The 24,354-nt window shown below is 65.1% G+C and carries 15 protein-coding genes; 6 read left to right on the forward strand and 9 right to left on the reverse strand.

The window, feature by feature from the left end; translation table 11 throughout:
* The first annotated feature begins 39 nt into the window (after window positions 1-39).
* The 3 genes from AC0MRV_RS00725 (at window position 40) to AC0MRV_RS00735 (ending at window position 5,111) form a co-directional block, all read left to right on the forward strand.
* On the forward strand, window positions 40-1,560 hold the full coding sequence (locus AC0MRV_RS00725) for an MFS transporter (RefSeq protein WP_472762494.1): 1,521 nt from the start codon (window positions 40-42) through the stop codon (window positions 1,558-1,560).
* Between the two features lie 29 nt (window positions 1,561-1,589).
* Window positions 1,590-3,704 (forward strand): alpha-glucuronidase family glycosyl hydrolase, encoded by a 2,115-nt coding sequence (locus tag AC0MRV_RS00730; protein ID WP_472762495.1) that lies wholly within the window; start codon window positions 1,590-1,592, stop codon window positions 3,702-3,704.
* 123 nt (window positions 3,705-3,827) lie between these two features.
* Entirely contained in the window at window positions 3,828-5,111 is a 1,284-nt protein-coding gene (locus tag AC0MRV_RS00735) for a glycosyl hydrolase family 8 (RefSeq protein ID WP_472762496.1), read from the forward strand.
* 292 nt (window positions 5,112-5,403) lie between these two features.
* Here the strand turns inward: AC0MRV_RS00735 and AC0MRV_RS00740 are convergent, their stop codons facing one another.
* Together AC0MRV_RS00740 and AC0MRV_RS00745 are read right to left on the reverse strand one after the other, a co-directional pair.
* Window positions 5,404-6,078: a DUF4412 domain-containing protein gene (locus AC0MRV_RS00740; protein WP_472762497.1), complete on the reverse strand. Its 675-nt coding sequence runs from the start codon at window positions 6,076-6,078 to the stop codon at window positions 5,404-5,406.
* A gap of 73 nt (window positions 6,079-6,151) precedes the next feature.
* Complete coding sequence (locus tag AC0MRV_RS00745; RefSeq protein WP_472762498.1) at window positions 6,152-7,690, reverse strand: cache domain-containing protein; 1,539 nt, start codon at window positions 7,688-7,690, stop codon at window positions 6,152-6,154.
* A 209-nt stretch (window positions 7,691-7,899) separates the two neighbouring features.
* On the opposite strand from AC0MRV_RS00745, the gene AC0MRV_RS00750 reads away from it, so the two are divergent.
* On the forward strand, window positions 7,900-9,393 hold the full coding sequence (locus AC0MRV_RS00750) for a hypothetical protein (RefSeq protein WP_472762499.1): 1,494 nt from the start codon (window positions 7,900-7,902) through the stop codon (window positions 9,391-9,393).
* 97 nt (window positions 9,394-9,490) lie between these two features.
* On the opposite strand, the gene AC0MRV_RS00755 is transcribed toward AC0MRV_RS00750, so the two are convergent.
* The 7 genes from AC0MRV_RS00755 to AC0MRV_RS00785 all read right to left on the reverse strand — a co-directional run bounded on the left by AC0MRV_RS00755 (window position 9,491) and on the right by AC0MRV_RS00785 (window position 20,816).
* Window positions 9,491-11,866: a TIR domain-containing protein gene (locus tag AC0MRV_RS00755; protein ID WP_472762500.1), complete on the reverse strand. Its 2,376-nt coding sequence runs from the start codon at window positions 11,864-11,866 to the stop codon at window positions 9,491-9,493.
* Window positions 11,867-12,039: 173 nt separating this feature from the next.
* On the reverse strand, window positions 12,040-15,486 hold the full coding sequence (locus tag AC0MRV_RS00760) for a TIR domain-containing protein (protein ID WP_472762501.1): 3,447 nt from the start codon (window positions 15,484-15,486) through the stop codon (window positions 12,040-12,042).
* A gap of 169 nt (window positions 15,487-15,655) precedes the next feature.
* Window positions 15,656-17,239, reverse strand: a complete 1,584-nt coding sequence (locus AC0MRV_RS00765) for a TolB family protein (RefSeq protein ID WP_472762502.1) — start codon at window positions 17,237-17,239, stop codon at window positions 15,656-15,658.
* 152 nt (window positions 17,240-17,391) lie between these two features.
* On the reverse strand, window positions 17,392-18,324 hold the full coding sequence (locus tag AC0MRV_RS00770) for a DUF6807 family protein (protein WP_472762503.1): 933 nt from the start codon (window positions 18,322-18,324) through the stop codon (window positions 17,392-17,394).
* Window positions 18,325-18,456: 132 nt separating this feature from the next.
* Window positions 18,457-19,236, reverse strand: coding sequence for an SDR family NAD(P)-dependent oxidoreductase (locus AC0MRV_RS00775; protein ID WP_472762504.1), 780 nt, complete (start codon window positions 19,234-19,236; stop codon window positions 18,457-18,459).
* Window positions 19,237-19,403: 167 nt separating this feature from the next.
* Window positions 19,404-20,318 (reverse strand): homocysteine S-methyltransferase family protein, encoded by a 915-nt coding sequence (locus AC0MRV_RS00780; protein WP_472762505.1) that lies wholly within the window; start codon window positions 20,316-20,318, stop codon window positions 19,404-19,406.
* 60 nt (window positions 20,319-20,378) lie between these two features.
* Window positions 20,379-20,816, reverse strand: a complete 438-nt coding sequence (locus tag AC0MRV_RS00785; RefSeq protein WP_472762506.1) for a hypothetical protein — start codon at window positions 20,814-20,816, stop codon at window positions 20,379-20,381.
* Window positions 20,817-21,131: 315 nt separating this feature from the next.
* Between AC0MRV_RS00785 and AC0MRV_RS00790 the strand changes: the two genes are divergently transcribed.
* The gene (locus AC0MRV_RS00790) at window positions 21,132-22,427 is read left to right on the forward strand and encodes a Gfo/Idh/MocA family protein (RefSeq protein WP_472762507.1); all 1,296 of its coding nucleotides are present in this window, start codon (window positions 21,132-21,134) and stop codon (window positions 22,425-22,427) included.
* A gap of 20 nt (window positions 22,428-22,447) precedes the next feature.
* Window positions 22,448-24,343, forward strand: a complete 1,896-nt coding sequence (locus AC0MRV_RS00795; RefSeq protein ID WP_472762508.1) for a HEAT repeat domain-containing protein — start codon at window positions 22,448-22,450, stop codon at window positions 24,341-24,343.
* The last annotated feature ends 11 nt before the right edge of the window (window positions 24,344-24,354 follow it).

Consider the following 24,354-nt stretch of genomic DNA (forward strand, 5'->3'; position numbering starts at 1 on the left):
AAACCCCACCCCCGCTCTACCCCCACCCGATTCCGCCCCATGACCGACCACACCAACGTCAAACTCTCCTTCCGGGAAAAATTCGGATACTCCCTCGGCGACGCCGGAGCCAATTTCGTCTTCCAGATGATGATCGTCTTCCAGACCGCGTTCTACACGGACGTCATGGGTCTGGGCGCGGCGGCCGTTGGCTGGATGCTGCTGCTGGTGCGTTTCTCCGACGCCATCACCGATCCGATCATGGGCGCGATCGCCGACCGGACGAACACCAAGTGGGGCAAGTTCCGCCCGTGGCTGGTCTGGTCCGCCATCCCCTTCGCGCTGCTCTTTGTCGCCGCCTACACCGTGCCGGAAGGCATGAGCGACAGCGGCCGCCTCTGGTATTCGGTCATCACCTACACGGTGCTCATGATGGCCTACACCATGAACAACGCGCCGTATTCGGCGCTCAACGGCGTGATGACCTCCAACAGCAGCGAGCGCACCAGCCTGTCGCAGTATCGCTTCTTCTCCGCCATGGTCGCCGCCTTCGTGGTGCAGGGTCTCACCCTCCCGTTCGTGGCCAAGTTTAGCGACGGCAGCACGGAGGATCCGACCAAGAACCCGCACGGCTGGATGATCACCATCTCCATCTTCGCGGTCATCGCCATCGTCTTCTTCGTCATCACCTTCTTCAGCGCCAAGGAGCGCGTGCTCCCGCCTCCCGGCCAGAAGCCCGACCTCAAGCAGGACTTCAAGGACATCGGCAAGAACGTGCCGTGGATCGCCATGTTCGCCATGACGCTCTTCGTCTTCATCACCCTCGCGCTGCGCGGTGGCTCCCAGTATTACTATTTCAACTACTACGTCGACAGCGCGTCCCTCACGGCGTTCGTCGACAAGGCCGGCCTCTTCGCCTCGGCCGCCACCGCCGAAAGCCTGTCCTTCGGCGGGCGGGTGCTCGACCTCTTCGGTCTCATTGTGAAGGAAGGCGACAGCCCGACCGCCGTCGGTTTCTCGCTCTTCAACATGACCGGCAGTCTGGTGAACGTGATCGGCGTGCTCATGGCCAAGCCGCTCGCCGATCGCTTCGGCAAGAAGTTGGTGTTCATGGTCGGCCTCGCCGGCGCGGCCTTCTTCCAGGGCTGCTTCTACTTCCTCGATGCCTCCTCGGTCTCGACGATGTTCCTCCTCACCTTCATGACCAGCCTCTGCTACGGTCCGACCATTCCGCTGCTTTGGGCGATGATCGCCGATTGCGCCGACTGGGGTGAGTGGAAGAACGATCGCCGCGCGACCGGCTTCGTTTTCGCCGGCATCGTGTTCGCCCTCAAGGGCGGCCTCGGCATCGGCGGCGCGATCACCGGTTGGCTGTTGGCCATGTATGGCTACAGCGCCGAGACCGCGACCAACCCCGAGGTGCTGCTCGGCATCCGCAAGATGATCGGTTTCTACTCCGGCGGCTTCTTCTTCATGGGCGTGATCTGCATGTTCTTCTACCCGATCACCAAGAAGGTGGCGCAGGAGATGAGCGACGCGCTGGAGCAGCGCCGTCTCGCGCAGAGCGCATCGACCTCGTAAGCTCCGTAACCCTCCCGAGGATTCGCTTTATGAAACGTTACCTGCTGGCAGCCCTGCTGGCCGGTGTCGGTGTCGCCACGGCCACGGCCGAGGACGGCTACCGTCTCTGGCTGCGTTATGATCAAGTCGATGGCCGCGACGCGCGTTCGGCCTACCGTGACGCGCTCGAAGCGATTGTGGTGCAGACTCCGTCCGGCGCGGACTCCGCGGTGGTCGCCTCGCTGCGGGCCGAGATGTCGCGGGGCCTGAAAGGCCTCATCGGTCGCGACCCCACGGTGCACCTCACCGCGGGCGAGATACGTGAAGACCTCGGTGCCGATGGCTACGCCCTCAGCAGCGTGACTGTCGACGGCAAGGGAGCGGTGCGCATCACCGCCAACTCCGACGCCGGCGCGCTCTACGGTGCCTTCGCTCTCCTGCGCAAGGTGCAGATCGGCGAATCCCTCGCCGACCTCGATGAGGTTTCGGTGCCGAAGATCGACCGCCGCCTGCTCAACCACTGGGACGACCTCAACCGTTTTGTGGAGCGCGGCTACGCCGGTTTCTCGCTGTGGGAGTGGGCCTATCTGCCCGACGTGCTTTCACCGCGTTACACCGACTATGCCCGGGCCCTGGCCTCGATCGGCCTCAACGGCACGGTCATCAACAACGTCAACTCCAACGCCCTCATCCTCACGCCGGTCTACCTCGAGAAGGTCAAGGCGCTGGCCGATGTGTTCCGCGCCTACGGTATCCGGCTTTACCTTACGGCCCGTTTCAGCGCGCCGATGGAGATTGGCGGACTCAAGACTGCCGATCCGCTCGACCCCGCGGTGCAGGCCTGGTGGGAGGCCAAGGTGGCGGAGATCTACTCCTACATTCCCGACTTCGGTGGCTTCCTCGTGAAGGCCAACTCCGAGGGCCAGCCCGGTCCGTGGGAATACGGTCGCGACCATGCCGATGGGGCCAACCTCCTGGCCAAGCCGCTCGCGGCCGCGGGGCGCGATGGCATCGTGATGTGGCGGGCGTTCGTCTACGCCTTCGAGGACACGACCGACCGGGTGAAGCAGGCGTCGAATCAGTTCATTCCGCTCGATGGCAAGTTCGCGGACAATGTGATCGTGCAGATCAAGAACGGTCCGCTCGACTTCATGCCGCGCGAGCCCTTCAGCCCGCTTTTTGGCGCGGCGCCCCAGACCAACCAGATGGTCGAGCTGCAGATCGCGCAGGAATACCTCGGCGCCTCCATCCAGCTCGCTTACCTCGCCCCGATGTGGGAGGAGGTGCTCGATCAGGACACCTATGTGAAAGGTCCCGGCTCGACGGTCGGCAAGGTCGTCGATGGCAGCCTCTTCGACCATCCGGTGTCCGCCATTGCCGGCGTGGCCAACACCGGTGACGACCGCAACTGGACCGGTCACCCCCTGGCGCAGGCCAACTTTTACGCGTATGGCCGTTTGGCCTGGGATCACGAGCTGGATTCCCGCGACATCGCGCAGGAGTGGACCAAACTCACCTTCGATGCCGACGAGGAAGCCTCCTCGAAGATCGTCGAGCTGCTGATGGGTTCCCGCGAAACGGTGGTGAACTACTCCATGCCGCTCGGCCTGCATCACATCATGGAGCGCGGCCACCACTATGGCCCGGGTCCGTGGGTGACGGGCGGCCGCGCCGACTGGACCTCGCCGTATTACCACCAGGCCGACGAAAACGGCATCGGCGCCGATCGCGTTGCCTCTGGCAGCAACGCCATCGAGCAATACGCGCCCGAGCTGCAGGAGCAGTGGGGCAAGCTCGAGAACGTGCCGGACAAGTTTCTCCTCTGGTTCCATCACGTGCCGTGGGACTACGAAATGCGCAGCGGTCGCACGCTCTGGAACGAACTCGCGCTGCGCTACCAACAGGGTGTGGACGAGGTGCGGGCCATGCGCGAAACGTGGGCCGGCCTCGAGGACAAGATCGATCACGAACGTTGGGACGCGGTGCGCCAGCGCCTCGCCCTGCAGGAGAAGGACGCGATCGAGTGGCGCGACGCCTGCCTGCTCTATTTCCAACAGTTCTCGCAGCGGCCGCTGCCCGAAGGCGTCGAGCCGCCGGCGTATGACCTCCAGCACTACATCGACGTGAACCGCCGCTTCTTCCCCGGCCACCCGGGGGATTACTGAGCGAGCTGCTTAACCACGAATGAACTCGGATAAACGCGGATAGCTAACGATCAGCGGACTGATCTGCGCAGTCGGTCCCTCATCAGTTTTTATCCGTGTCCATCTGTGGTTAAAAAGAAGGCCATGAAGAGAATCCTGCCACTCCTGCTTTGGGCGTCATTCGCGGTTGCTGCTCCGCCTCCCGGGGGCGTGGCCCGCACGGGCGAATATCCGAACTTGTTCAAGACCTACCTCGGCAAGACCGATGCTGAGATCCAAGCCAAGCTGGAGGGCGCGTTCGACCAGCTCTTCTATGGCGATCCCTTCACCGAGCGGATCTATTACACCGACGGTCCGGACACCGCCTATCTGGCGGACGTCGGCAGTCGCGATGTGCGTTCCGAGGGCATTTCCTACGGCCTGATGATCACGGTGCAGATGGACCGGCAGCAGGAGTTCAACGCGCTGTGGAAGTGGGCGAAGACCCACATGTTCTACACCGAGGGTCCGCTCAGAGGCTACTTTGCCTGGCACCGCGACTACGACGGCGACATGACCCGTTCGGATGGCTCGCAGATCCGCGGCGCCGGTCCCGCGCCCGATGGCGAAAACTGGATGGTGATGGCGTTGTTCTTCGCCTCGCACCGCTGGGGCGATGGCGAGGGCATCTTCAACTACAACCGCGAGGCGCAGGACCTCTTGAAGATGATGATTCACAAGGACGAGGCCTCCGATCGTGGCGGGGTGAAGTCCATGTTTCATCCGGAGCACAAACAGATCCGTTTCGTGCCGGAAGGGCCGGCGTCGGAGTTCACCGATCCCTCGTATCACACGCCCCACTACACGGAGTTGTTCGCGCGCTGGGCGGAGGATCCGGCCGACCGCGCCTTCCTCGCCGAAGTCGCGGCGACCAGCCGCCAACTCTTCCGTTGGGCGGCGCACCCGGAGACCGGCATCATGCCGAACTATTCCAACTTTGACGGCACTCCGCTCGAGCGGTGGGGGCGTGCCTTTGATGCCGATGCCTGGCGCACGCTGGGTTGGCCGGCGGTCGACTGGTCCTGGTGGGGTGACGATCCCTGGATGGTGGAGCAGTCCAACCGCATCCTCCGTTTCTTCGCCGCGCAACCGGCGGACAACTGGCCCGACAAGATGAAGCTCGACGGCACCATCGAGCGCCGCAACGGGCTCGCGCCGGGACTTACCGGCATGGCCGCCACCGCCGCGCTCGCCGCCGATCCAGAGCTCGGCAAACCGATGGTCGAACGGCTCTGGAACATGGCGCTGCCGACCGATGTGGGCCGTGACACCGACGGCACCATGGCCGAAGGCGAACTCCGCAGCCACCGTTACTATGACGGATTGCTGATGATGTTCGGCCTGCTCCACGCGAGCGGCGAGTTCCGCGTCTACGGTCCGGTGGAGTGAGCGGAGTTATTTCACAGAAGGGAACGAAGAGAACGAAGGTAAGTGCGGCCACCATCTGCGCTCATCTGCGTCATCTGCGGTGAAACCAGTGCGTTGGAGTGGCTCAGTTTTCCTTCGTTCACTCCTTCGTTTCCTCCGTGTAAAACCACGTCGGAGTGGTGAGGTGAGCGCGGTCTTTTACAGAAGGTAACGAAGAGAACGAAGGTTGGTGGGGAGACCATTCTCCGTGCGTCAGCCATCTGTGCTCTTCTGTGTCATCTGTGGTTAAACCTAAAACGTGTCAGCGGGCGACTTACCCGCCGAGGCCCTGCATGAGGCCGCCCATGTTGAAGGGCTTGTAGCCTTCCGGTGCGGCGAAGGCGGAGTCGGGCAAGGACATGGGCTTTACGCCGGTCACTTCCCAACGCATGCGCTCCTTGCCGCGTTTGTTCAGGGCAACGAGACGCATGGGGAAGAAGTCGCCGCTGATGGCGCTTTCCCAGCCGGCCTTGGCTTTGCCGCCGCCCTGCATGGGGTTGCCCTGGGGCATGGCCATGAATTGGCCGAGCTGGTCGGTCGCCCAGATTTCCACCGGCCCCTGCGCCTCTTCGTAAATGTATTTGGTGCAGGTGTAGCCGAGGATTTGGGTCGTCTCGCCCGTGTTCTTCAACTCGCCCGCGCCGGTGGTCTTCGCAGCGGCGGCGTCCATGGTCGTCTCAAACGGGATCTCCATGTAGGCCTTCATCTGCGGGATGAGGGTGAGAATCTTGCCCTCCTCAAAGTCGACGATGGCGGCGGCTTCGCCCATGCCCGGCACCGGCATGGTGATGCGCATGTGACCGGCCTTGGTCTGGTAGCTCACGTGATGCGTCTGACCGCCATCGCTCATCGACATCTCGATCTGGCCCTCGAAGGACGCAGCGGAAACGGAAGCGGTGGTGACGAGCGCGCAGCACGCGGCGGCGAAAGCAGAGCGAATGAAGTGCATATGATCTGCCTTACGCGAGAGGCCCAGCGGAGCGCAAGCGCCGCCAGGCGCGGCTTCGCACGTTTACGTAGGTTTAGCCGGAGTAGGCCACGCTCGCCGAACGGACCTTCTTGGGCGCTTTGGCCTTGGGGGTGGGTTTGGGCGGAGGCGGCATGGTTTCACCCCGCACTTGGGGCCCTTCACCGGAGCCGTGCACGATCTGCGTGAGCTCCGCGGTGAGGGCGTTCATGCCGGCGGCCTCGGCCTTCAAGCCCTCGGCGGCATGGGCGGAGTCCTCGGCGTTGTGCGCGTTCTGCTGGGTGATGCGATCGATGTCGGCGATGGTGGCGTTGATCCGTTCAATGCCCTCGGCCTGTTCGCGGGTGGCGGTGTTGATCTGATCCACCAGGTGTTGGAGCCGCTCACTGCGACCGGTGACGCCGTCGAAGGAGGTGGAGGTTTCGGTGACGAGGTTGGAGCCGGCCTGGATCTTGGTGACGGTGTCGTCGATGAGCTTGCCGGTGTTTTGCGCGGCTTGGGCGGCTCGTTGCGCGAGGGCGCGCACTTCATCGGCCACGACCGCGAAACCGGCTCCGGCCTCCCCGGCGCGGGCGGCTTCGACGGCGGCGTTGAGGGCGAGGATGTTGGTTTGGAAGGCGATCTCGTCGATGGTCTTCACGACCTTGGAGGTTTCCTCGCTGGAGCGGGAGACCTCCTGCATGGCCTGGGTGAGTTTCTGCATGGAACCACTGGCTTCGACGGCGATGCGATTGGTTTCCCGCATGAGGGTGTTGGCCTCGGTGGAATGTTCGGCGTTTTGTTTGGTGGTCGAGCTCATGTGCTCGAGCGCGCCGGTGGTGTGCATGAGGGACTGGGCCTGCTGCGACGATTCATGAGCCAGGCGCACCGCACCGTGGGTGATTTGATCGATGGTGGTGTGGATGCGACCTGAGCCGGCCTTGAGGTCGGCGATGGAGCGCTCAAGGGGGCCGGTGATGCTGCGCGACAGGCCGACGAAGGTGGCGATGCCGATGAGGCTGAGCACGCCGAGGGTGCCGAAAACCACCAGAAACACGGAGCGGAGCTGCGCTTCGACATTGTCCACATAGATACCGGAACCGACGATCCAACCCCAGCGCGGTTCGAGCTTCACGTAGGAGATCTTGGCGGCGGGTTCCTCCTGGCCGGGTTTGGGCCAGTAGTAGTCGACGAAGCCCTCGCCCTCGGCCTTGGCCACTTTGACCATTTCGACGAAGAGGTGCTTGCCGTTGGGGTCGGCATTGGCGGTGAGGTCCTTGCCGTCGAGCTCGGGTTTCACCGGGTGCATGACCATCGTGGGGTGGAGGTCATTGATCCAAAAATAGTTGTTCCCGTCGTAATGCATGGCCGCGATGAGGCGCTTGGCCTCGGCTTGGGCGGCGTCGCGCGAGAGGGCGCCTTCGGCCTCGAGTTGGCTGAAGTGCGTGATGATGCCGGCGGCGGCTTCGACGAGGTTGCGCGTCTTGGCCTGTTTCTCCGCGTAGAAGCTTTGCTTGAGCTGCGGATACAGCAGGGCGGTGACGATCGAAAACGCGACCATGAGCCCGACGCCGAGGGCGATGATGCGAACGCTGAGTCGAAAACGTTTGAGCATGGAGACAGAGGAAGGCTCCCCTCCGGTCGAAACGGAGGGTAAAAAAGAAAGCAGTGCGGGGACGGAGGTCCGCAGGTCTCATCGGCACGGCGGGGCGAACACTTGAGTCGACGGGTCCTCGGGTCGGTGGTTCAGGGGCTTACGTCTTGCGTTCAGCCGGGGGGGCTGGCACCCCGTTGGCTCCTGTTTCCGCCGACCTGAAATCCACCGTGTCCGAACTCGCCGCCAGTTCCCTGCCGCTCTTCCACATGGTCGGTTTCACCGGTCACCGATTCGTCGATGACCTGGCGCTGATCCGCGATGCCATCACCCGGGAGCTCCGGGCTCTGAGTGACCTGAGTGACGGCGATTGGAACGCCATCTCGTCCGCGGCCGAGGGCACCGACCAGCTGTTCGCGCGGGCGGCCCTGCGGCAGGGCATCACGTGGTCGGCGGTGCTGCCGCTGGATCCGGCGGAGTTTCGCCGCGATTTCACCGAGGCCAAGTGGCGCGAAGTCGAGGCGCTGTTGGCTGAGGCGCAGGCGGTGCGGGTGATCGACTCCAACGGCACCCGGGACGAGGCTTACATGGACTGCGGGCTGGAGACTGTGAATGCCTGTGACGTGCTCATCGCGGTGTGGGATGGTAAGGAGGCGCGTGGCCTTGGCGGCACGGCCGACGTGGTGAGCTACGCCGACGAGCTCAAGACGCCGACCATCATCATCGACGCGAAGACGGGCGCGGCGACGCGGCGGCACTTCGAACGCTTTGCCCAGAGCGATGCGGAATTGGATTTCCTCAACGCGCAGGCGCCGTTGGACGGGCCGCTGGACGAGGACCTGGTGACGGCGGGGGTGCCGGAGCAGGTCCAGCGTTTCCAAGCCAAGACCGACGCCGCCGCGACGGCCAATGCGCCCCACTTTCGCCGCCTGATCGTATCGACGGTCTTGTTACACGTGATCGCCACCATCGTGGCGGCGGCGGCGCTGGCCTTTCACCTGCACTGGATTGTGCTGCCGTGGTTGAAGCTGGCGTGTCTGGTCGGCGCGCTGGCGGTGGCGGTGGTGATTCACCACTACCGCGCGCAGCACAACTGGGTGCGCTGCCGCCTGGCGGCGGAGATCGCCCGCGCGGCGATCGCCACTTGGAATCTGCCGCGGCGCACGCCGCTGTTTGCGGAGCTGGACCTGCCGGAGGTCCGCCAGCTCCTGCGTTCCCTGCACATCTTGAACCGACGCTCCGCCGTCGGGCGGGAGACGGACCTCAAGACCTTTCGGGAGCGCTACGGTCGGCGGCGGATTGACGACCAACTCGCCTACTACCGTCGGCAGCTCGGGCGGGCGCAGCCGCTGCTCAAGCGCCTGCGGCTGGGCTTCAACGCCAGCACGATCGCGGCGATCGCGGCGACCGCGTTTTATGCGATCCATCACACCCTGCACCTCGCGCCGCTGCCGGGCATGACCGATGAGATCGTGTTCTATTTCCTGCCCATCGTGCTGCCGGTGATCGCGGCGGCGTTCATGGCTTTCGTCTCGATCAACGACCTGCACCGCCGCGTGGCGCGCTACCGGGAGATGATCCACACCCTGGAAGCGGCGCGACGCCGGCTGGCGTATTCACAAACCTGGCACAGCGTGGAACAGGTGGTGCGCCAGACCGAACGCACGCTGCTGCAGGAAGTCCTGGAGTGGCACACCCTGATGAGCCATCTCGAGTCGCACTGAGGCGCGGGGCGCTGTAGCCGGGGTCGGTGACCCCGGTGGATTGGAAGGCCTGAAACAGACAAGACCGGGGTCAGCGACCCCGGCTTCAGTTTCCCGTCTATTCGGCGAAGAGGCGGTCGAGGATGGCCGGGTCCTGGAGTTGGTCCTGGTGCCGGCCGATGAGGGTTTGAAACTCCGGGGTGTCGTGCAGTTGGTCGAAGGACACGTTGGCGAGGACCGAGCCGGTGGACTCGGTCGATGGGGTGGAGAGGAGTTGGTTGATCGTGGCGCAGGCTTCGGTGACGGCGCCGGCCTCGGCGTAGGCGAGGGCGATGAGGTATTCGGCCTGCAGGTAACCCTGGAGGTTGCGGCCGGGGTCGGTGGAGGCCCGAGCGGCCTCGATGGACGTGTGCATCTCGTCGATTTGACCGAGTCCGGCGTGCATGAACGCCGAGGAGCTGTGCACGATCCCGGGCACGCGTTGCAGCATCATCTCTGCTTCGGGTCCGGTGGTGAAGCGGCTCAGCACGCTGCGAAAGAAGGAGTGGGCGAGGGTTTCGTTGCCGGTGCGCGCGAGGGCGAGTCCGCGGTAGAGCGCCATCTCGATCGGGTTGGGGGCATAGGGATCGCGGCCCGGTTCGACCGCGGCCATTTCCTGCAGCACGCCAGCGTAGTCCCCGATGGCGAGGTGGTAGCGGCAGCGCATACCGGCGGTGGCAAAGGGGTCGTTGTCGAGGCGCGCGACGAAGGGCCGGAGGGCTTCGCGGTCGCCGCTCCAGCGCACCTCCATGTCGGTGATGAGGTGGTCGATGGTGAGCGCACTGCCACCAGCGTCGGCCGCGGAGAGTCGGGGGGCGTGGTGGCGCAGAAAATCGAGCGCGTCGCCGAAGCGGCGGGTGGCGATGAAGGGATCGGTCCAGTAACTAAGTTGGTCGATCGCGGGGTCGTGCGGCGCGCGCTCGAGCACGCGCAGGGCGGCGACGGACTGGCCGGTCTGGTGGAGGGCGCTGGCAAGTTGGTAGTAGGGCCAGTTGTTGGCGTAGGGCGCGTCGGCGTCGGCGAGGCGGACGGCATCCTGCAGGTAGGGTAGGCTGAGGCTCGGCTGACCTTCGGTGGTGAGGTAGTAGTTGCCGAGGTTGCGCTGCGCGGCGACGCTGGTGGGGTTGTTGGCTGCGGCCCGGCGCAAGGAAAGCAGCGTCGATTGGCGCCAGTTGTCGTCGAAGAAGTTGGCGCGCCCGACGAAGGCGGCGTGACCGAGGAAGGAGCCATGGTCAGTGAGCGCCTGCGGATGGTCGGGCACGATGGCGAGGGTCTCACGCGTCAACTCCATCAGTCGTTCGTAGAGCGAGGGGTCGGGCGGGTCGCCGTCGTCGCCCCAGAAGCGAACGCGCAACGCGTCGGCTTCCGCGGTCAGTTTCGCGACGACTTGGTCGAGCCGGGCCTGACTGGCGGGTGAGGGCGGGCGTTCTTCGCGGAGGTCGCGATAGATGCGGATGGCCATGTCCCAGGCCAACTCCTTGCGGAGGAGAGCGGCGTTCACGGTGGCGTCGGGCGTGCGGCTGAAGGTCTCCGCGGCGATATGGCGGTTGGTCGCCGCTTCGATGATGCGCAGGGTCACGCGGCGTTCGGCGCCGTCGAGTTGCAGACTGGTCTCGACCATGAAGTCGGCGTTCGGCGGCGAGGCGGCGGACTGGGCAACAAGTTCAAACGAGCGCAAGCGGTTGAGCTCGGTCAAAAGTTCCTCCTGCAAGCTCTCGGCGAAGGCCGTGCTTTCCGGCGTGCGAACGATGACCTGCGGCGGCAGGACGGCGAGCGTGCCGATGATGTAGGGCCGCTCATCGGAGATGGGTGGAGTGGCAAGCGCGGGCGCGAGCGGTGGGGTGGGGGCGTCGTCGCCGCTCCGGTGCAGCAGCGGGAGGCCCACCGCGTAGTAGAGGCCGGTGCCGACGCCGACGACCACGATGCAGGCCATCAACCACGTGGGGAGCGCGCCCGGTTTGTCGCGGCGGATTCGGGCGGCGCCGGCGGTGCGCTCCGGCGGGGGAGGTGGTGTGGCCGTGTCGGCTGCCAGCAGCGTGGCGAGGCGTTCGACAAAAGCGGGGGTGGTTTCGCCGCCGGGGAGGTGGGTCCACTGGCGTTCGCGGAAACGATCGGGCACGCGGGCGGTGGCATCGTCGGTGTCGTCGATGACGATGGGCACCAAGAAGGGCAGGGCGTCATCCATGTCGGCCATGCGGTCGACGGCGATGCGCCACTCGCGCCGAAAGTAGCCTTCAAGCCGAGCCTCCGTGTTGGCGGACACCACCGGGATGAAGAGGGCACATTCACGGATCTGTTGTTTGATCTTCCGATCCCAGGCGTCGCCGCCGCCGAGCTCGGCTTCATCGAACCACACCTCGATGTCGGCCGCACGCAAGGCTTCGGCGATGCGCCGCGCCGCCTCCGCGTCCTGGGACGCGTAGCTGAGAAAAACGGCTGGGGTGGACTCGGGCATGGGGTGGTTTTACAGCAGGAAACGAAGGAAACAAAGGAAGGTGGAGGAGTTAATCAGTGAATCGGCTTAGTTCTCTTCGTTGCCTTATGTAAGATAAAACCCACTACATCGAGTTCTCCGGCAGCGCCGGAAGGGGAAGTTAGCGGGAAGGAAGGCAACATGATTGGGCTCGTTCATGATCCTGCGTTGTGTTGTCGGCGCATCCGCTCCAGCGTCGCACGACCCTTGCGGTAGATCTCGTAAATGCCCTGCTCCTCTAACATGGAACGAAAGCGCGGATCTTCCCGGACTGGATCCCAAACGGGCCGGGTGAGTATAAACGAAAGGCTGGTGCTGGGGAAATCGGCACCCAGATCGAGGGCCTCGTCCATGCGACCCAGGACTGCCAAGGTCATGGCTCGTCGGTAGTCTTTGTCTGGCACGGTCGTGAAGACGCGTTCAGCGAGCTGTTGCGCCTCGTCGAGGTGGCCGCTTTGGCGCAGGACGAAGACGGCATCCGCATCGGCCGTCCACCGCGGCGCATCCGAATGGTCGGCTGCGATAGCCCGTGCTGCGGCAATCGCCTCATCGCGGCGGCCCGAATTCCAAGCCGCCGAGGCCTTTTCCGCCAGCAAGGGCAGGAATCCTGGCCTCAATTGCAATCCTCGGTCCGCGACGTCGACGGCTTCGTTCGCCGCTCCGATGTCGTTAAAGTTCGACGCGCGGATGTTAAGGTTCGACGCGAGGGTCCACAGCGGGATCGGCGCGAGCGGATCGAGGCGGACGGCCAGAGTAATTTCGTCCATGCTCACGTCGTAACGCCCAACGGCCTGGCAATATACGGCATACCAGTGGTGCGCTACGGCGTAGTTGGGATTCAGTTCAAACGCTTTGGCAAAGGGTGCCTCGACCTCGTCAAACCGGCCTTGGATGAAGCGGGCGGCACCCAGGGTCGCGTAGGGCTCCGCCAGACCCGGATCCAGCTCGGTCGCGCGTTGGACTGCGGCCGTGGCCCGTTCCAGGTCCTCCGCCACCGCCGGCCCTTGCCCCTCGTCCATCGTCCGATACCAAGCGCGGATCATCCACACGTCGGCCATGCCCGCGTGCGCCTCCGCGAAGTTCGGGTCGATTTCCAGGGCCCGTCGAAACGCCTCCTCGGCGATCGCGAGGTTGGCCTCGCCGCGCAAGGACCAGAAGTGGCGACCCTTGAGCACGAGTTCGTAAGCCTCCGGATCCACCACGCGGTCGGGTTTGGTCACGCCGAGCTTCAACTGGAGTTGTTGGGCAATGAGCCCCGCGATCTCGTCCTGCACCGCAAAGATATCCTTCAAATCGCGATCAAAGGTGTCGCTCCAGACATGAAATCCGTCGTCAGCCTTGATCAACTGGGCGGTGATGCGCACGCGGTCGCCCGCCTTGCGCACGCTGCCTTCGACCACGTAGGCGACGCCGAGCTGGCGGGCGATCTCGGGGATGGGCGTATCCTTGCCCTTGAAGTGGAACGCCGAGGTTCGAGCGGTGACCTTCAGGCCGGTGACTTTGGCCAGCACGTTGAGCAGCTCTTCGCTGATCCCGTCGGAAAAATACGCGTTCTCCGCGTCGGCGCTCATGTTCGCGAAGGCCAGCACGGCGAGGGAGCGGGCGTCGGCATCGGACGGGGCGGCGTCCACCGCCCTGGGCGGAGGGGCGGGCGTTTCTCGGTGCACCTCGCCGGTGGCTTCGGGCAGGTTGAGCTGGATCGGCGGCTTGCCCGCCTCGGCCCGCAGTTCGTTCATCCAGCCGGCACCCCGCTGCAGCAGGGCTTGAAAACGGGGGTCGGGGCGCAGCGGATCGTAGAGGGGATCAAAACGCAGTCCGTTGAAGACGTTCGGCCAGCGACCGAATGAGCGATCCAGACTGGCGTCCAGCCGATCCAGGGCCTCTTCGAAATTGCCCCGCAACAGAAAGTAGCCGGCGGATTCTTGCCAGGCCCAGGTGCCCGGTCGCATGTCGACGACTTCCTGCAGGTAGGCAAAGGCCTCCTCCGCGGCGCGTTCCTCTCCCAACTGATTCAACACGCTGACCATATGCATGCGGGCCTGCAGGTTCCGCGGGTTCGCTTCGACCCGGGCTTCGATCACGGATCGGGCCTTCATCCAGGCTTCCCGGGCGGCGCGGGATTTTCCGGCTGCGGCCAGAATATTGCCGCGCACCAGATCGGTCGGATCGGATATCAGGGCCTCCTGCAAGACGGGCCGCTGGGTGCGGTCGAGCGTCGCCAAGGCCCGGTCGTAGTCTCTCCGCCAAGTCCATAGCGCGCTGAGGTGCCGAATGAACACATCCTCCAGCAGAAGTTTGGGTGGAATGGTTTCGGCGAAGGCGGCGGCGGCATCGAGATCACCCCATCCGTAATTCAGAATCAGAATGCGGTTGAGGTAGGCGTTACGGTTGGGCGCGCCGTCGGCGAAGACCGAATCCAGCAAGGAGTCGGCCTCGGCATAGCGTCCCTGATCCCAATACAGACTTGCCTCCATCGCGAGTGCCTCAGTGCGAGCGGACTCGGACAACGCTCGTAAACGCCGCACGGGTTCCAAAGAGCTGGTCGCCGAAGTGCGCCAATTGTCGGCACTGCCCCACACGGCCCGCCAGGCCCAGTTTCTCAGCACGGTTTCGTTCTGAGGGAAATCGTTGGCCAACGCTTCCAACTGCGCCAAGGCGGCTTCACGTTGTCCGGTGAGATCGGTCAGCCCGGCCAGAGCCAGCCGCACGTTGACCGAAGTGGGATCGAGCAATTGGGCGGTCTCAGCGTAGCGGCGCAGGTCCGCGCGACGCTGCGGGGTGTCCTCGTAGTTGATGTCGACAAAGGTGTAATTGATCCAGGCCGCGAGGGCGTTGGCTTCAGCGTTGGACGGATCAGCGGCGAGCGCACGTTGGGCCAACTGTTCCGCCAGTTCCAAATTACGCCGGGTGAGCAGCGGGTCCTCGTTCACCAGCGCAAAACCGCGCGCAGCCAACTCGTCGGCTTCATCCTGAACGGAGGTCGCGGCCGCGGCTGGCGGATCGTTGGGCCGCAGGTCGCTGAGGATGCCGCGCAAGGGATAGATCAATCCGCTGATCGCCCCCGGAATGGCGAACCACAGCCACCATAGGGATCTCCTGCCGGCCGCTTTGGCTGCGGTGGTTGGGCGCTCGGCCGGGGCCGCTGGACCTGGCGATGTGCTGGCACCATCCCAGGCCAGCAACTGATTCACGCGTTCGGCAAACGTGGCATCGCAGCGGCCATCCGGGAAGCGTGACCACTGCACCTCGAGAAAACTGTCGGGGACGTGAGCGCCGACATCGGGCGTGTCATCCACCACGATGGGCAGCAGGAAGGGTCTCCCCTTCGCCATCAGGAAAGTGCGCTGCTCGGCCAGGCGCCATTCGAGGCGAAAGTAGCCCTCGGTGCGCGCCTGGGTGTTGGCGGAGATGATGGGGAGGAAGAGCGCGCACTCGCGGATCTGTTGTTTGATTTTGCGATCCCAGGCGTCGCCCCCGGCCAGCTCGGCTTCGTCGAACCAGACCTCGATACCGGCGTCACGCAGGGCTGCGGCGATGCGCCGGGCAGCCGTTGCGTCCTGGGACGCGTAGCTGAGGAAGACGGCTGGGGTGGAGGAAGGCACCGATCGAGGGGGAGGGGGAACGCGGCAAGGCTGAAACCTGAAGCGGTTGAAGCAAGCATGCTTAGCCCGGCCGGATCGGTGTGGTCGGTTCGCCGGCGCAAACGAAAGCCCGGCCGCGCGAGGCGCGACCGGGCCGAGTCGAGTTGGGCCAGAAAGGGACAGGCTGCGTTTACTTCACGTCACTGTTGCTGACGAAGGCGATCTTGGAGCTGTCGGGGGACCAGGACGGCACGTTGATGGTGCCCTGGCCACCGTAGACGTAGGCGATGACCTTGGGCGGGGCGCTGCCATCGACGGGAGCGAGGCGCAGCATGACGTGTTTGTAGTAGGGGTGGTCGCCGGCTTCGACCACCGCCGGGTCGTAGGATATGATGGTCATCCATTTGCCGTCGGGCGAGATGTGCGGGAACCAGTTTTGCCAGCCGTCGTTAAAAACCTGCTGCTGCTCCGAGCCGTCGGGGCGCATTTTCCAGATTTGCATGAGGCCGGTGCGGGTGGAGTTGAAGTAGATCCACTCGCCGTCGGGGCTGAACTCGGCGCCGTCGTCGAGGGTGGACAGGTTGGTGAGCTGGGTTTCCTGCTTGGTGTCGACATTGACCTTCCAGATGTCCCACTGGCCGCCGCGCTCGGCGGTGTAGACGATCCATTTCTTGTCGAGTGACCAGCCATGCAGGTAGGAGTGGCCCCAGGCCGGGTCGGTGATGCGCTCGGGGTTGTCGGAGCCGGTGGTCGGCAGGATAAAGACGGTGCTCTTGTGGTCGCCGTCGTAGTTGGAAATGGCGAGCATGGAGCCGTCGTGGGAGAGCACGTGGTCGTTGTTGTTGTCGATGCGCGGGCCGGTATTGAGCGTTTCGATACGGCGGGTCGCGAGGTCGAAGGTGCGGAGCTTGCCGCGGTCGGGGCTGTTGCCGGAGACGTTGACGATCAGCTTGAGGCCATCGGTCGTCCAGTTGGGCGCTTCGAAGGCCTCGGCGCTTTCAAAAATCTGAGTGCGTTCGCCGCTGTGCACATCGAGGATTTCGAGGCGGGAGCCGAGGTAGTCGCGGTAGGGGCGGAAATCGAGCGGCGCGGGTTTGATCAGGCGCACGTCGGTGAACATGGCCTGCTCGACGACCTCGGGATTGTGGGAGCAAAGGAAGAGCCCGGCGTAGGCGACATTGTCGACGGCCACGTCGGAGGTGGCGATGGCCTGGAGCGGTTCGCCGAAATGGGCGGCGGAGAAGGTGAAGGTGTTGCCGCGACGCTCGAGTTGAATGACGTCGGGGTAGGCTTCACCCTCGGCGAAGGCCTCGTGAATGATCTGGTCGGTTTCACCATTCTTGGCGGCGCGGAACTGCAGCGAAGTGAGGCCGGAGCCGTGCACCGTGCCGTCGACGTAGACGGAACCGCTGTCGAGATCGGAGCGCACCATCCAGCCGAGCTTGCGGTGCGGATCGACGCCCTCGCCCTTGAATTTCACGCGGGCGCGCAGGATGAAGTCGCCCTCGACCTGGTTCCAGGCGAATTGGAACTCATCGCGCGGTCCCCACAGGTTGGTGCCGGCGGCGGCCATGTGATAGGTCTGCGTGATGGGGTCGTAGCGGGTGCTGCCGGGAATGGCGGGGTCGCCGACGTCGCCGGAGTGGGCGAAGTCACCGACGGCCGGGCCGTGGGCGCGCACATTGATGGCGGACGGCGAACCGGCGAAGAGAGCGCTGGACGAGAGGAAGGCGCACATAAGCAGCGAGCGGGGGCGAAGCAGGGAGGCGTTCATGGGTGGGGGGCGGACGGGGAAGACGTGGCGGCAACCCGGGAGGATTTCGCACGCGAGAGAAAGGCGCACTTCAGCGCGAGAACCGCCCGCCCGCGACGGCGCCCCCGTTGGACGTTAAGTGCGATCGCCCCCGTCCGGCGGGCCCGGTCGGCTTACTCCTGCCAGGCGCCCAGTGCGGCGTTCAGATCCTCGGCGGTCCAGGGCTGTTTGCGGAGCTGGAGGCGGTAGCGGAGGGGCCAGACTTGGCCGGGCTCGAGTTGGAGGGGCTTGGGCACGAGGACGGCCGAGCACCAGAAGCGGCTGGGCTGGCCGTTGATGCAATACCAGGGGTCGTCGCCAGCGCCGGGCATGTTGTCCGCGCCGGTGAGGATGGCCAGGCTACCGCTGTCGGGTATTTTTGGATACACCGTCACGCCGAGGGCGCTGGTGCGCGGGCGCATGCGGTTGTCGACCCAGTCAGTCATGGGTCCCGCGGTGTTGACCATGGCCACCGGGTCGGGGCCGTGGCCGAGGCGCATGCTCAGGCCGGCGTAACCACCGTAAACGACACCGTTGGGTTCGTGCGGCAGAGGCGTGCGGTCGAGGAAGGCGCCGTCGCGACCGGCGGTGAAGGTGGCGTTCCAATCGATGGTGGTGCTGCCGTCGGCGGCAACCGGTGACACGATGATCTGACGGACTTCAGTGAGGTCGACGCGGCCGGTCGGGTGCACGTAGTCGAGCTCGAGCGTGATCTCGGCGCCGCCGTCGGGGAAGGTGCGGATGTGGGGCGGGCTCCAGGTGGTCTTGCCTTCCGAGCGGCCGGTTTCGCGGGACTGTTCCCAGTAGTTGGCCTCGTTGATGTATTTCCAGGAAAACCACAGGCCGTAGTGCCAGACGTGGTCCTCCGGTTTGAGTTTGGTGAGCTCGGGTCCACCGGGCACGCGCAGGGGATGGAAGTAGGGTTTGCCGTCGTCGGGCGAGTAGTGGAACTGCCAGATGAGTTCGCCGCCTTGTTCCCAGCCGATCGAGTGTTCGGTGCGCACAAACTCTGCGCGGGCGAGGGAGGCGAGGAACGCGAGAACAAGGACCGGGGTAAGGCGTTTCACGCGGAAGGGTTAACCACGGATGGACGGGACAGGCCGAGCAGAATGGATCCGATTGTTAACCGCAGATTACCGAAAAAGGAGTGTTTGGAATGGCGCTGTGTCTATGTGTGAAATCTGTGGTTAAAAATTGCCTCAGAACCCGATGCTCACGCCGCCGTCGACGGGGACGATGGTGCCAGTGACAAAGTGGGCGGCGGGGGAGGCGAGGTAGACGGCGGCCCAGCCGACGTCCTGCGGGGTGCCGAGTTCGCCGGTGGGCGTGCGGTTGAGGATCTTGCTGAGGCGGTCGGGGTCGCCGGCGAAGGCTTGGCGCGACATGTCGGTGTCGATCCACCCCGGGGCGATCGCATTGACGCGAAGGCCGTGCGGCGAGAATTCGGTGGCGAGGCCCTTGACCATGCCGACGTAGGCCGACTTGGCCGCCGTGTAGGCGATGACTTTGGGGATGCCGAAGAGCGAGGCCATCGAGGCGGTGAAGAGGATGCTGCCGTGCTTGCGCTCCATCATGCCGGGGGCGAATTCGACGGTGAGGGCGTGCGAGCCCAGCACGTGGGTGTCGAGCACGAGCTGGAACTCCTCGGTCGTGGTTTTGACCGCCTCCTTCTTGATGTGGATGCCGGCGTTGTTGACCAAGGAGGTCACGGGGCCGACGAGCGCCTCGGTCTTCTCGCGCAGGAGGTGCGCGTCGTGCAGTTTGGTGATGTCGTGCACCACGTAGTGGGCACGCTCGCCCAGGCGTTCGACTTCGGCTTGGAGCAGGTTTTCGCGGCGACCGGCGAGCACGATGGTGGCGCCGGCGGCATGCATGCACTCGGCGATGGCGCGGCCGATGCCGGTGCCGCCGCCGGTGATGAGGGCGGTCTCGCCCGCGAGCGAGAAGATGGACGGGAAGGTCTGGGCGGATGGGCTCATGGTCGTCGAGAGGGGGACGACCAATAGAAGAAATTTCATCCAGACTGAACACCGGTGTAGTGTTCAACTGTTGAGTCGGGGCGACGTGCCACACCGGGGTCGGCGACCCTGGCTACAGCAAGACCTGAAGTTGTAGCCGGCCTCGGTGAGGCCGGACGGGGCCGCCCTCAGTGTGCGGCGTTCCAGGCGTCGACCTGGGCGCGGATGGCGGCGGTGTGCTCGGGCGTGGAGCCGCAGCAGGAGCCGATGATGCTGGCGCCGGCGGCGAGGGCCTCGGGCACCTTGGCGGCGGTTTCCTCGGGGGGCTGTTTGTAGACGGCCTTCATGTTCTCCAGCACGGGCAGGCCGGCATTGGGCTGAATCATGATCGGGAGGTCGCAGTTAAAATCGTAGATCTCGGCGACGCTGGCGGCGCCCGGCATGTCCATGCCCGTGCCGCAGTTGAGGGCGATGATGTCGGCGCCGTGTTCCTCGCAGAACTCAGCGGCATCCTCGGGTCCAAAGCCCATCATCGTTTTGTAGAAGGTCTGGTCGGCCGAGAGGTCGTAGGCGAAGGAGGCGATGATGCAGGGGGCGCCCGCGGCCTTGGCGCCTTCGAGGCCGGCCTGGATCTCCTCCTTGCCGGTTTGGGTTTCGAGGATGATGGCATCGACGCCGGCCTCGACGAGGGCCTTGGCCTGCTCGGTGATGACCTCGACCGCGGTGGCGTAGGGCAGGTCGCCGTAGGGTTCGAGGATGGCGCCGAGAGGACCGATGTCGCCGAGCACAAATCCCTCCTTGTCACCAAAGGCTTCGCGGGCGATGCGCACGGCGGCTTGGTTGATGGCCACGACATCGTCGGCCACACCGTGACGTTGCAGCATGAGACGGGAGCCGCCGAAGGTGTTGGTGATGATGCAATCGGCGCCGGCGGCGACGTAGCGCTTTTGGATCTCCAGCACGCGCTCGGGATGGCTGAGGTTCCAGGCTTCGCCGGAAGCGCCCTGTTCGAGGCCGGCGAGCATGAGTTGGGTGCCCATGCCGCCGTCACAGACGAGGCGGCGGGTGGCGAGGGCGGCGAGGAGGCGGGACGAGGAGCTCATGAAAAGGACGACGTTGGGGTGATGACGGGCGAAGGTAAAGCCGGTGTGGCCGGCGATCGCTTACTGGAAGTCCGACTGCACGTTGCGGCGTTCCCGCCAGCGAATGAGGAAGTCCTGGGTCCATTCGAGCCGCAGCTCGACGTCGGCGTAGTCGTTGACCTGCGTGTAAACGGGTTCCGGCACGCGGCGTTCCTGATTGGTGATGGGATCGATATAGATTCGGTCCTCGGTGCCGGTGATCTTCATCGTGGAGTTCACGCGCACGCGGTCCTGGTAGAGCCAAACCGCGGTGATGGGGTCGCCCTCGGCCCCGGGGCGTTGCTCGGTGGGCTCGCCGAAGATCTCGCGGACCGCATCCTGCGACATCCCAACCTTGAGCTGGACGACCTTGGCCCCCCACGCGTCGCGCATGGCTTCAGGGGGCGCAGCGCAGCCGGCGAGAAAGGCCAGCGCGAGGGCAAGCGGCAGGGGGAGGACGAATCGACGGTTCGAATTCATGCGCTCAACCAAGCAGCAGCCGGAAGGCTCGGGGCAAAGATTTTGTGTGCTGGCGCGAACCCGGTCGAACATTGGGTGCGACCCCGACGCTGAGCCGAGTTATCGGGACAAGTGTTGCGCGAGCTTGCGGCTCGGTGAGTGCTGACCAATAGAATGGGACCGTTCTTCGGTTCGCACCCTCTGCCGATTGACCCGCAATTCTTGGCTTCCGCGTCGATTTGGTTGGGAGTGGGGCGAATCCGGCGGCAACCTTCACCCCCTTAAATCCCCTGTGCCCGGACTCCCCTTTCAGGTCCGTAGGTCCCCGATTTTGCAATGAAAACCCCTCCCTCCTCCCGTCACGCCTCGCGGCGGTCGTTTCTCAAGCAGGGTGCCGCGTTGGGCGCGGCCCTTTTTGCCGCCCCACAAATTGTTCGCTCCCAGGTTTTGGGCAGCGGCGGTGTCCCCGGTGCGAACAGCCGCATCAACATCGGCTTCATTGGCATGGGCCTGCAGATGGGCGGCCACCTCGCGATCGTGGAAGATCCGGGCGTCGAGCCCATCTGGGTGTGCGATGTTCAGGCCACCAACCGGGGCCGCGCCATGAACGAGATGATCTCCCGCGGCTACCAAGGCGTGAAACCGACCGAGGACTTTGAGGACGTGATCAACGACCCCTCGGTCGACGCCGTGTTCGTGGTGACGCCCGACCACTGGCATGCCGCCATCGCCATCGCCGCCATGCGGGCCGGCAAGGACGTCTACGTGGAGAAGCCGATGACCCTCACCATCGCCGAGGGCAAAGCGATGGTGGAGGCCGAACGCCGCTATGGCCGCATCCTGCAGGTCGGCTCCCAGCAGCGTTCCGAACACGCCTTCCGCAAGGCCGCCGAGATGGTGCGCAGCGGCTGGATCGGTGAGATCAAGGAAGTTTACGCCCGCCTCGGTTCCTTCGCGCCGGCCGCCCTCGGACCGGAAGAGCCGATTCCCGCCGGCTTCAACTACGACAAGTGGCTTGGACCCACCCCCTATGAGCCTTTCACCGCGCAGCGCGTGAAGGCCGACTACAGCGGCGGTTGGCGCTGCTTCTGGGAATACGGTTCCCGCAAGAACGGCGACTGGGGCGCGCACCACTTCGACATCGCGCAATGGGCGCTGGGCCGCGACGACTCCGGCCCCACGCTCTTCGTGCCGAAGGGTTACGAGGGCGAGGAGTATCAATATCACCAATACGACGACGGCATCAAGGTCATCCGCGATCATCCCATTGAGCGGAACCACATGATGAAGTTCGTCGGCACCGAGGGTGACATCTGGGTGAGCCGCGAGGGTCGCCTCGAGACCTCCCGGCCCGAGCTCGCCAAGCGTCCGCTCGGCCCCAACGACGTGCGGCTCTACGATTCCAACAATCACCAGCAGAACTGGCTGCAAAGCATCCGCTCCCGCCGTCGCCCGATCTGCCCGGCCACGATCGGTCATCGCACCGCCACAATCTGCCAGGTCGCCGGCATCGCCGAGCGGCTCAACCGCCCGATCAAATGGGACCCGGTCGCCGAGCACATCGTCGACGACGCCGGCGCCAGCCGCTGGGAGGACCGCCCTCGCCGCGCCGGTTACGAACTGCCCGCCTAAACCCTTTGCCGCCCCGTCCCATGAAAAAACCCTTTGCTTTTCTCGCCGCCTGTTCCGTCGCGCTCAGCGCCTCGATCTCCGCCCAGGCCAGCGGCATCACCCAATTCATCGACGACCTCAACGCCGACGATTACGCGCTGCGCCAGTCCGCCCGCCTCGATTTGCGCGCCGCCCTCGTCAGCGCCTCACCGCAGGAGTTGAAGTCGCTCGAACGCGAGCTGTTGCGCGCCATTGGTCCCGACCAGGACTGGGCCACGCGCGACTGGTCGATTCGCATGCTCGAACTCGTCGGCACGTCGGCCGCGGTCAAACCGCTCACCCGTCTGCTCAACGACGCTGATCCGCGCATCCAGGATCTCGCCCGCCGCGCCCTCTCGGCCATCCCCGACCGTCGCGCCGCCGCCGCGCTGGAGCGAGCCTTGCCCTCGCAGCCCGCGGTCTTCGCCGATGCCCTGGCTTACCGTCACGATGACGGCGCGGTGCGCGAACTTGCGGCCGAACTGAAATCCGGGTCCGCCGCCGCGGCCCTCGCGCTCGGCAAGATCGGTGGCTCCGCCGCCCGCTCCGCGCTCAGCGCGGCCTATGCCGGCGCCAAATCCGATGGTCCGTTCAAGCGCGACCTGGAACTGGCATTGCTGGACGCCGGCGTCGATGACGCCGCCCTCGTGCTCGGTCTCGTCAACGACGGACAAAACGAGGCCATTAAGACCGCCGCCTTCGCCCGCTTGGTCGAAATCGATGAGGCCGGTGCGGCCGCCGCCTTGGCGTCGCTGTTGGCGATCGAGACCGACGCATCGCTGCGCGGGGCGTTCCTCCGGATCGCCATGGGTTCCCCGCTCCAAGACACCGTGGTGGGCCGCCTCGCGACCTTGCCCGAGGCCGACCAAATCGTGGTGCTCGACAAGATCGCCGATGCCGGCCTCTCCGCCTACGAGCCGGCGGTGCTCGCGCTCCTCGCTGGTGCTTCGCCGACCCTGCAGCCGGCCGTCGTCCGCACGCTCGGTCACATCGGCAGTGATGCCAGCTTCGATCCCTTGCTCGCGCTTTACCTCGCCAATGAACGTGACCGCGATGTGACCGCCGCTTTGGCCCGTCTCCAAGCCGAGTCCACCGACCGCACGCTGATCACCACCGTTGAGGGCGACGGTGAAGTCGCCGCTCGCGTCGCCGCCTTGCGCCTGCTCGTGCTGCGCAACACCGACGGCGTGTCCGATCTGGTCAACCGCCTCAGTGGATCCGACCATCCGGCCGAGCTGCGCGAAGCGGCGTTCAAGGGCATGGAAATCGTGGGCGGACCGGAGAGCGTGCGCCTGCTGCTCGAGCTCGTCCTCAATGGCGACGACCTCAAACGCGACGCACAGGGCAGCCTCAAAAAACTCTCCGCCAACCTCGCGGTGCCGGACTTCCTTTGGACCGAATATTATGCGCCCGCGCTCGCGGCCGCCGCGAGCGACGACTCCCGTCGTGACGTGCTCGTCATCGTCGATGGCAACGCCGGCGCCGCCTCGGCCGAATACCTGCAACAGCTCGTGATCGACGGCAGCCCGCTCGCGCCCGATGCGCTCAACGCGCTGCGCCGTTGGACGGATATCTCGGGCGTCGACGCCTGGGTGGCAATCGGCACCGCGGCCAACGCGACCGAGGAAACCGTCGCCATGGCCAAGCAGGGTATCATCCGCCTGCTCAGCTCGACCCGCACCACGGGCTTTTTCCCGATCAAGGTCGAAAAGGCCGCGGCCGCGTTGCAGGCCTTTGTGGACGATCCCGACTTCGTAAAAGGCGTGGTCAAGACCTACGACCGCCCGATGCACTGGCAGACCCGCATGACCATCAGCCGACTCTTTCCGGAGTTCCTGGCCGACGAGCGCGTGCAGCCCGAAGTGCAGGAACTGCTCGACCGCGCCGCGTTCAACTGAGCGCGCCCAGC

Source organism: Actomonas spartinae, from assembly GCF_051209155.1.
GTDB lineage: Bacteria > Verrucomicrobiota > Verrucomicrobiia > Opitutales > Opitutaceae > Actomonas.

Coding starts and splice junctions, on each gene's coding strand:
- AC0MRV_RS00730 (WP_472762495.1), top strand. CDS start 1,590: ATGAAACGTTACCTGCTGGCAGCCCTGCTGGCCGGTGTCGGTGTCGCC.
- AC0MRV_RS00740 (WP_472762497.1), bottom strand. CDS start 6,078: ATGCACTTCATTCGCTCTGCTTTCGCCGCCGCGTGCTGCGCGCTCGTC.
- AC0MRV_RS00775 (WP_472762504.1), bottom strand. CDS start 19,236: ATGAGCCCATCCGCCCAGACCTTCCCGTCCATCTTCTCGCTCGCGGGC.
- AC0MRV_RS00780 (WP_472762505.1), bottom strand. CDS start 20,318: ATGAGCTCCTCGTCCCGCCTCCTCGCCGCCCTCGCCACCCGCCGCCTC.
- AC0MRV_RS00725 (WP_472762494.1), top strand. CDS start 40: ATGACCGACCACACCAACGTCAAACTCTCCTTCCGGGAAAAATTCGGA.
- AC0MRV_RS00735 (WP_472762496.1), top strand. CDS start 3,828: ATGAAGAGAATCCTGCCACTCCTGCTTTGGGCGTCATTCGCGGTTGCT.
- AC0MRV_RS00785 (WP_472762506.1), bottom strand. CDS start 20,816: ATGAATTCGAACCGTCGATTCGTCCTCCCCCTGCCGCTTGCCCTCGCG.
- AC0MRV_RS00795 (WP_472762508.1), top strand. CDS start 22,448: ATGAAAAAACCCTTTGCTTTTCTCGCCGCCTGTTCCGTCGCGCTCAGC.
- AC0MRV_RS00765 (WP_472762502.1), bottom strand. CDS start 17,239: ATGAACGCCTCCCTGCTTCGCCCCCGCTCGCTGCTTATGTGCGCCTTC.
- AC0MRV_RS00745 (WP_472762498.1), bottom strand. CDS start 7,690: ATGCTCAAACGTTTTCGACTCAGCGTTCGCATCATCGCCCTCGGCGTC.
- AC0MRV_RS00790 (WP_472762507.1), top strand. CDS start 21,132: ATGAAAACCCCTCCCTCCTCCCGTCACGCCTCGCGGCGGTCGTTTCTC.
- AC0MRV_RS00755 (WP_472762500.1), bottom strand. CDS start 11,866: ATGCCCGAGTCCACCCCAGCCGTTTTTCTCAGCTACGCGTCCCAGGAC.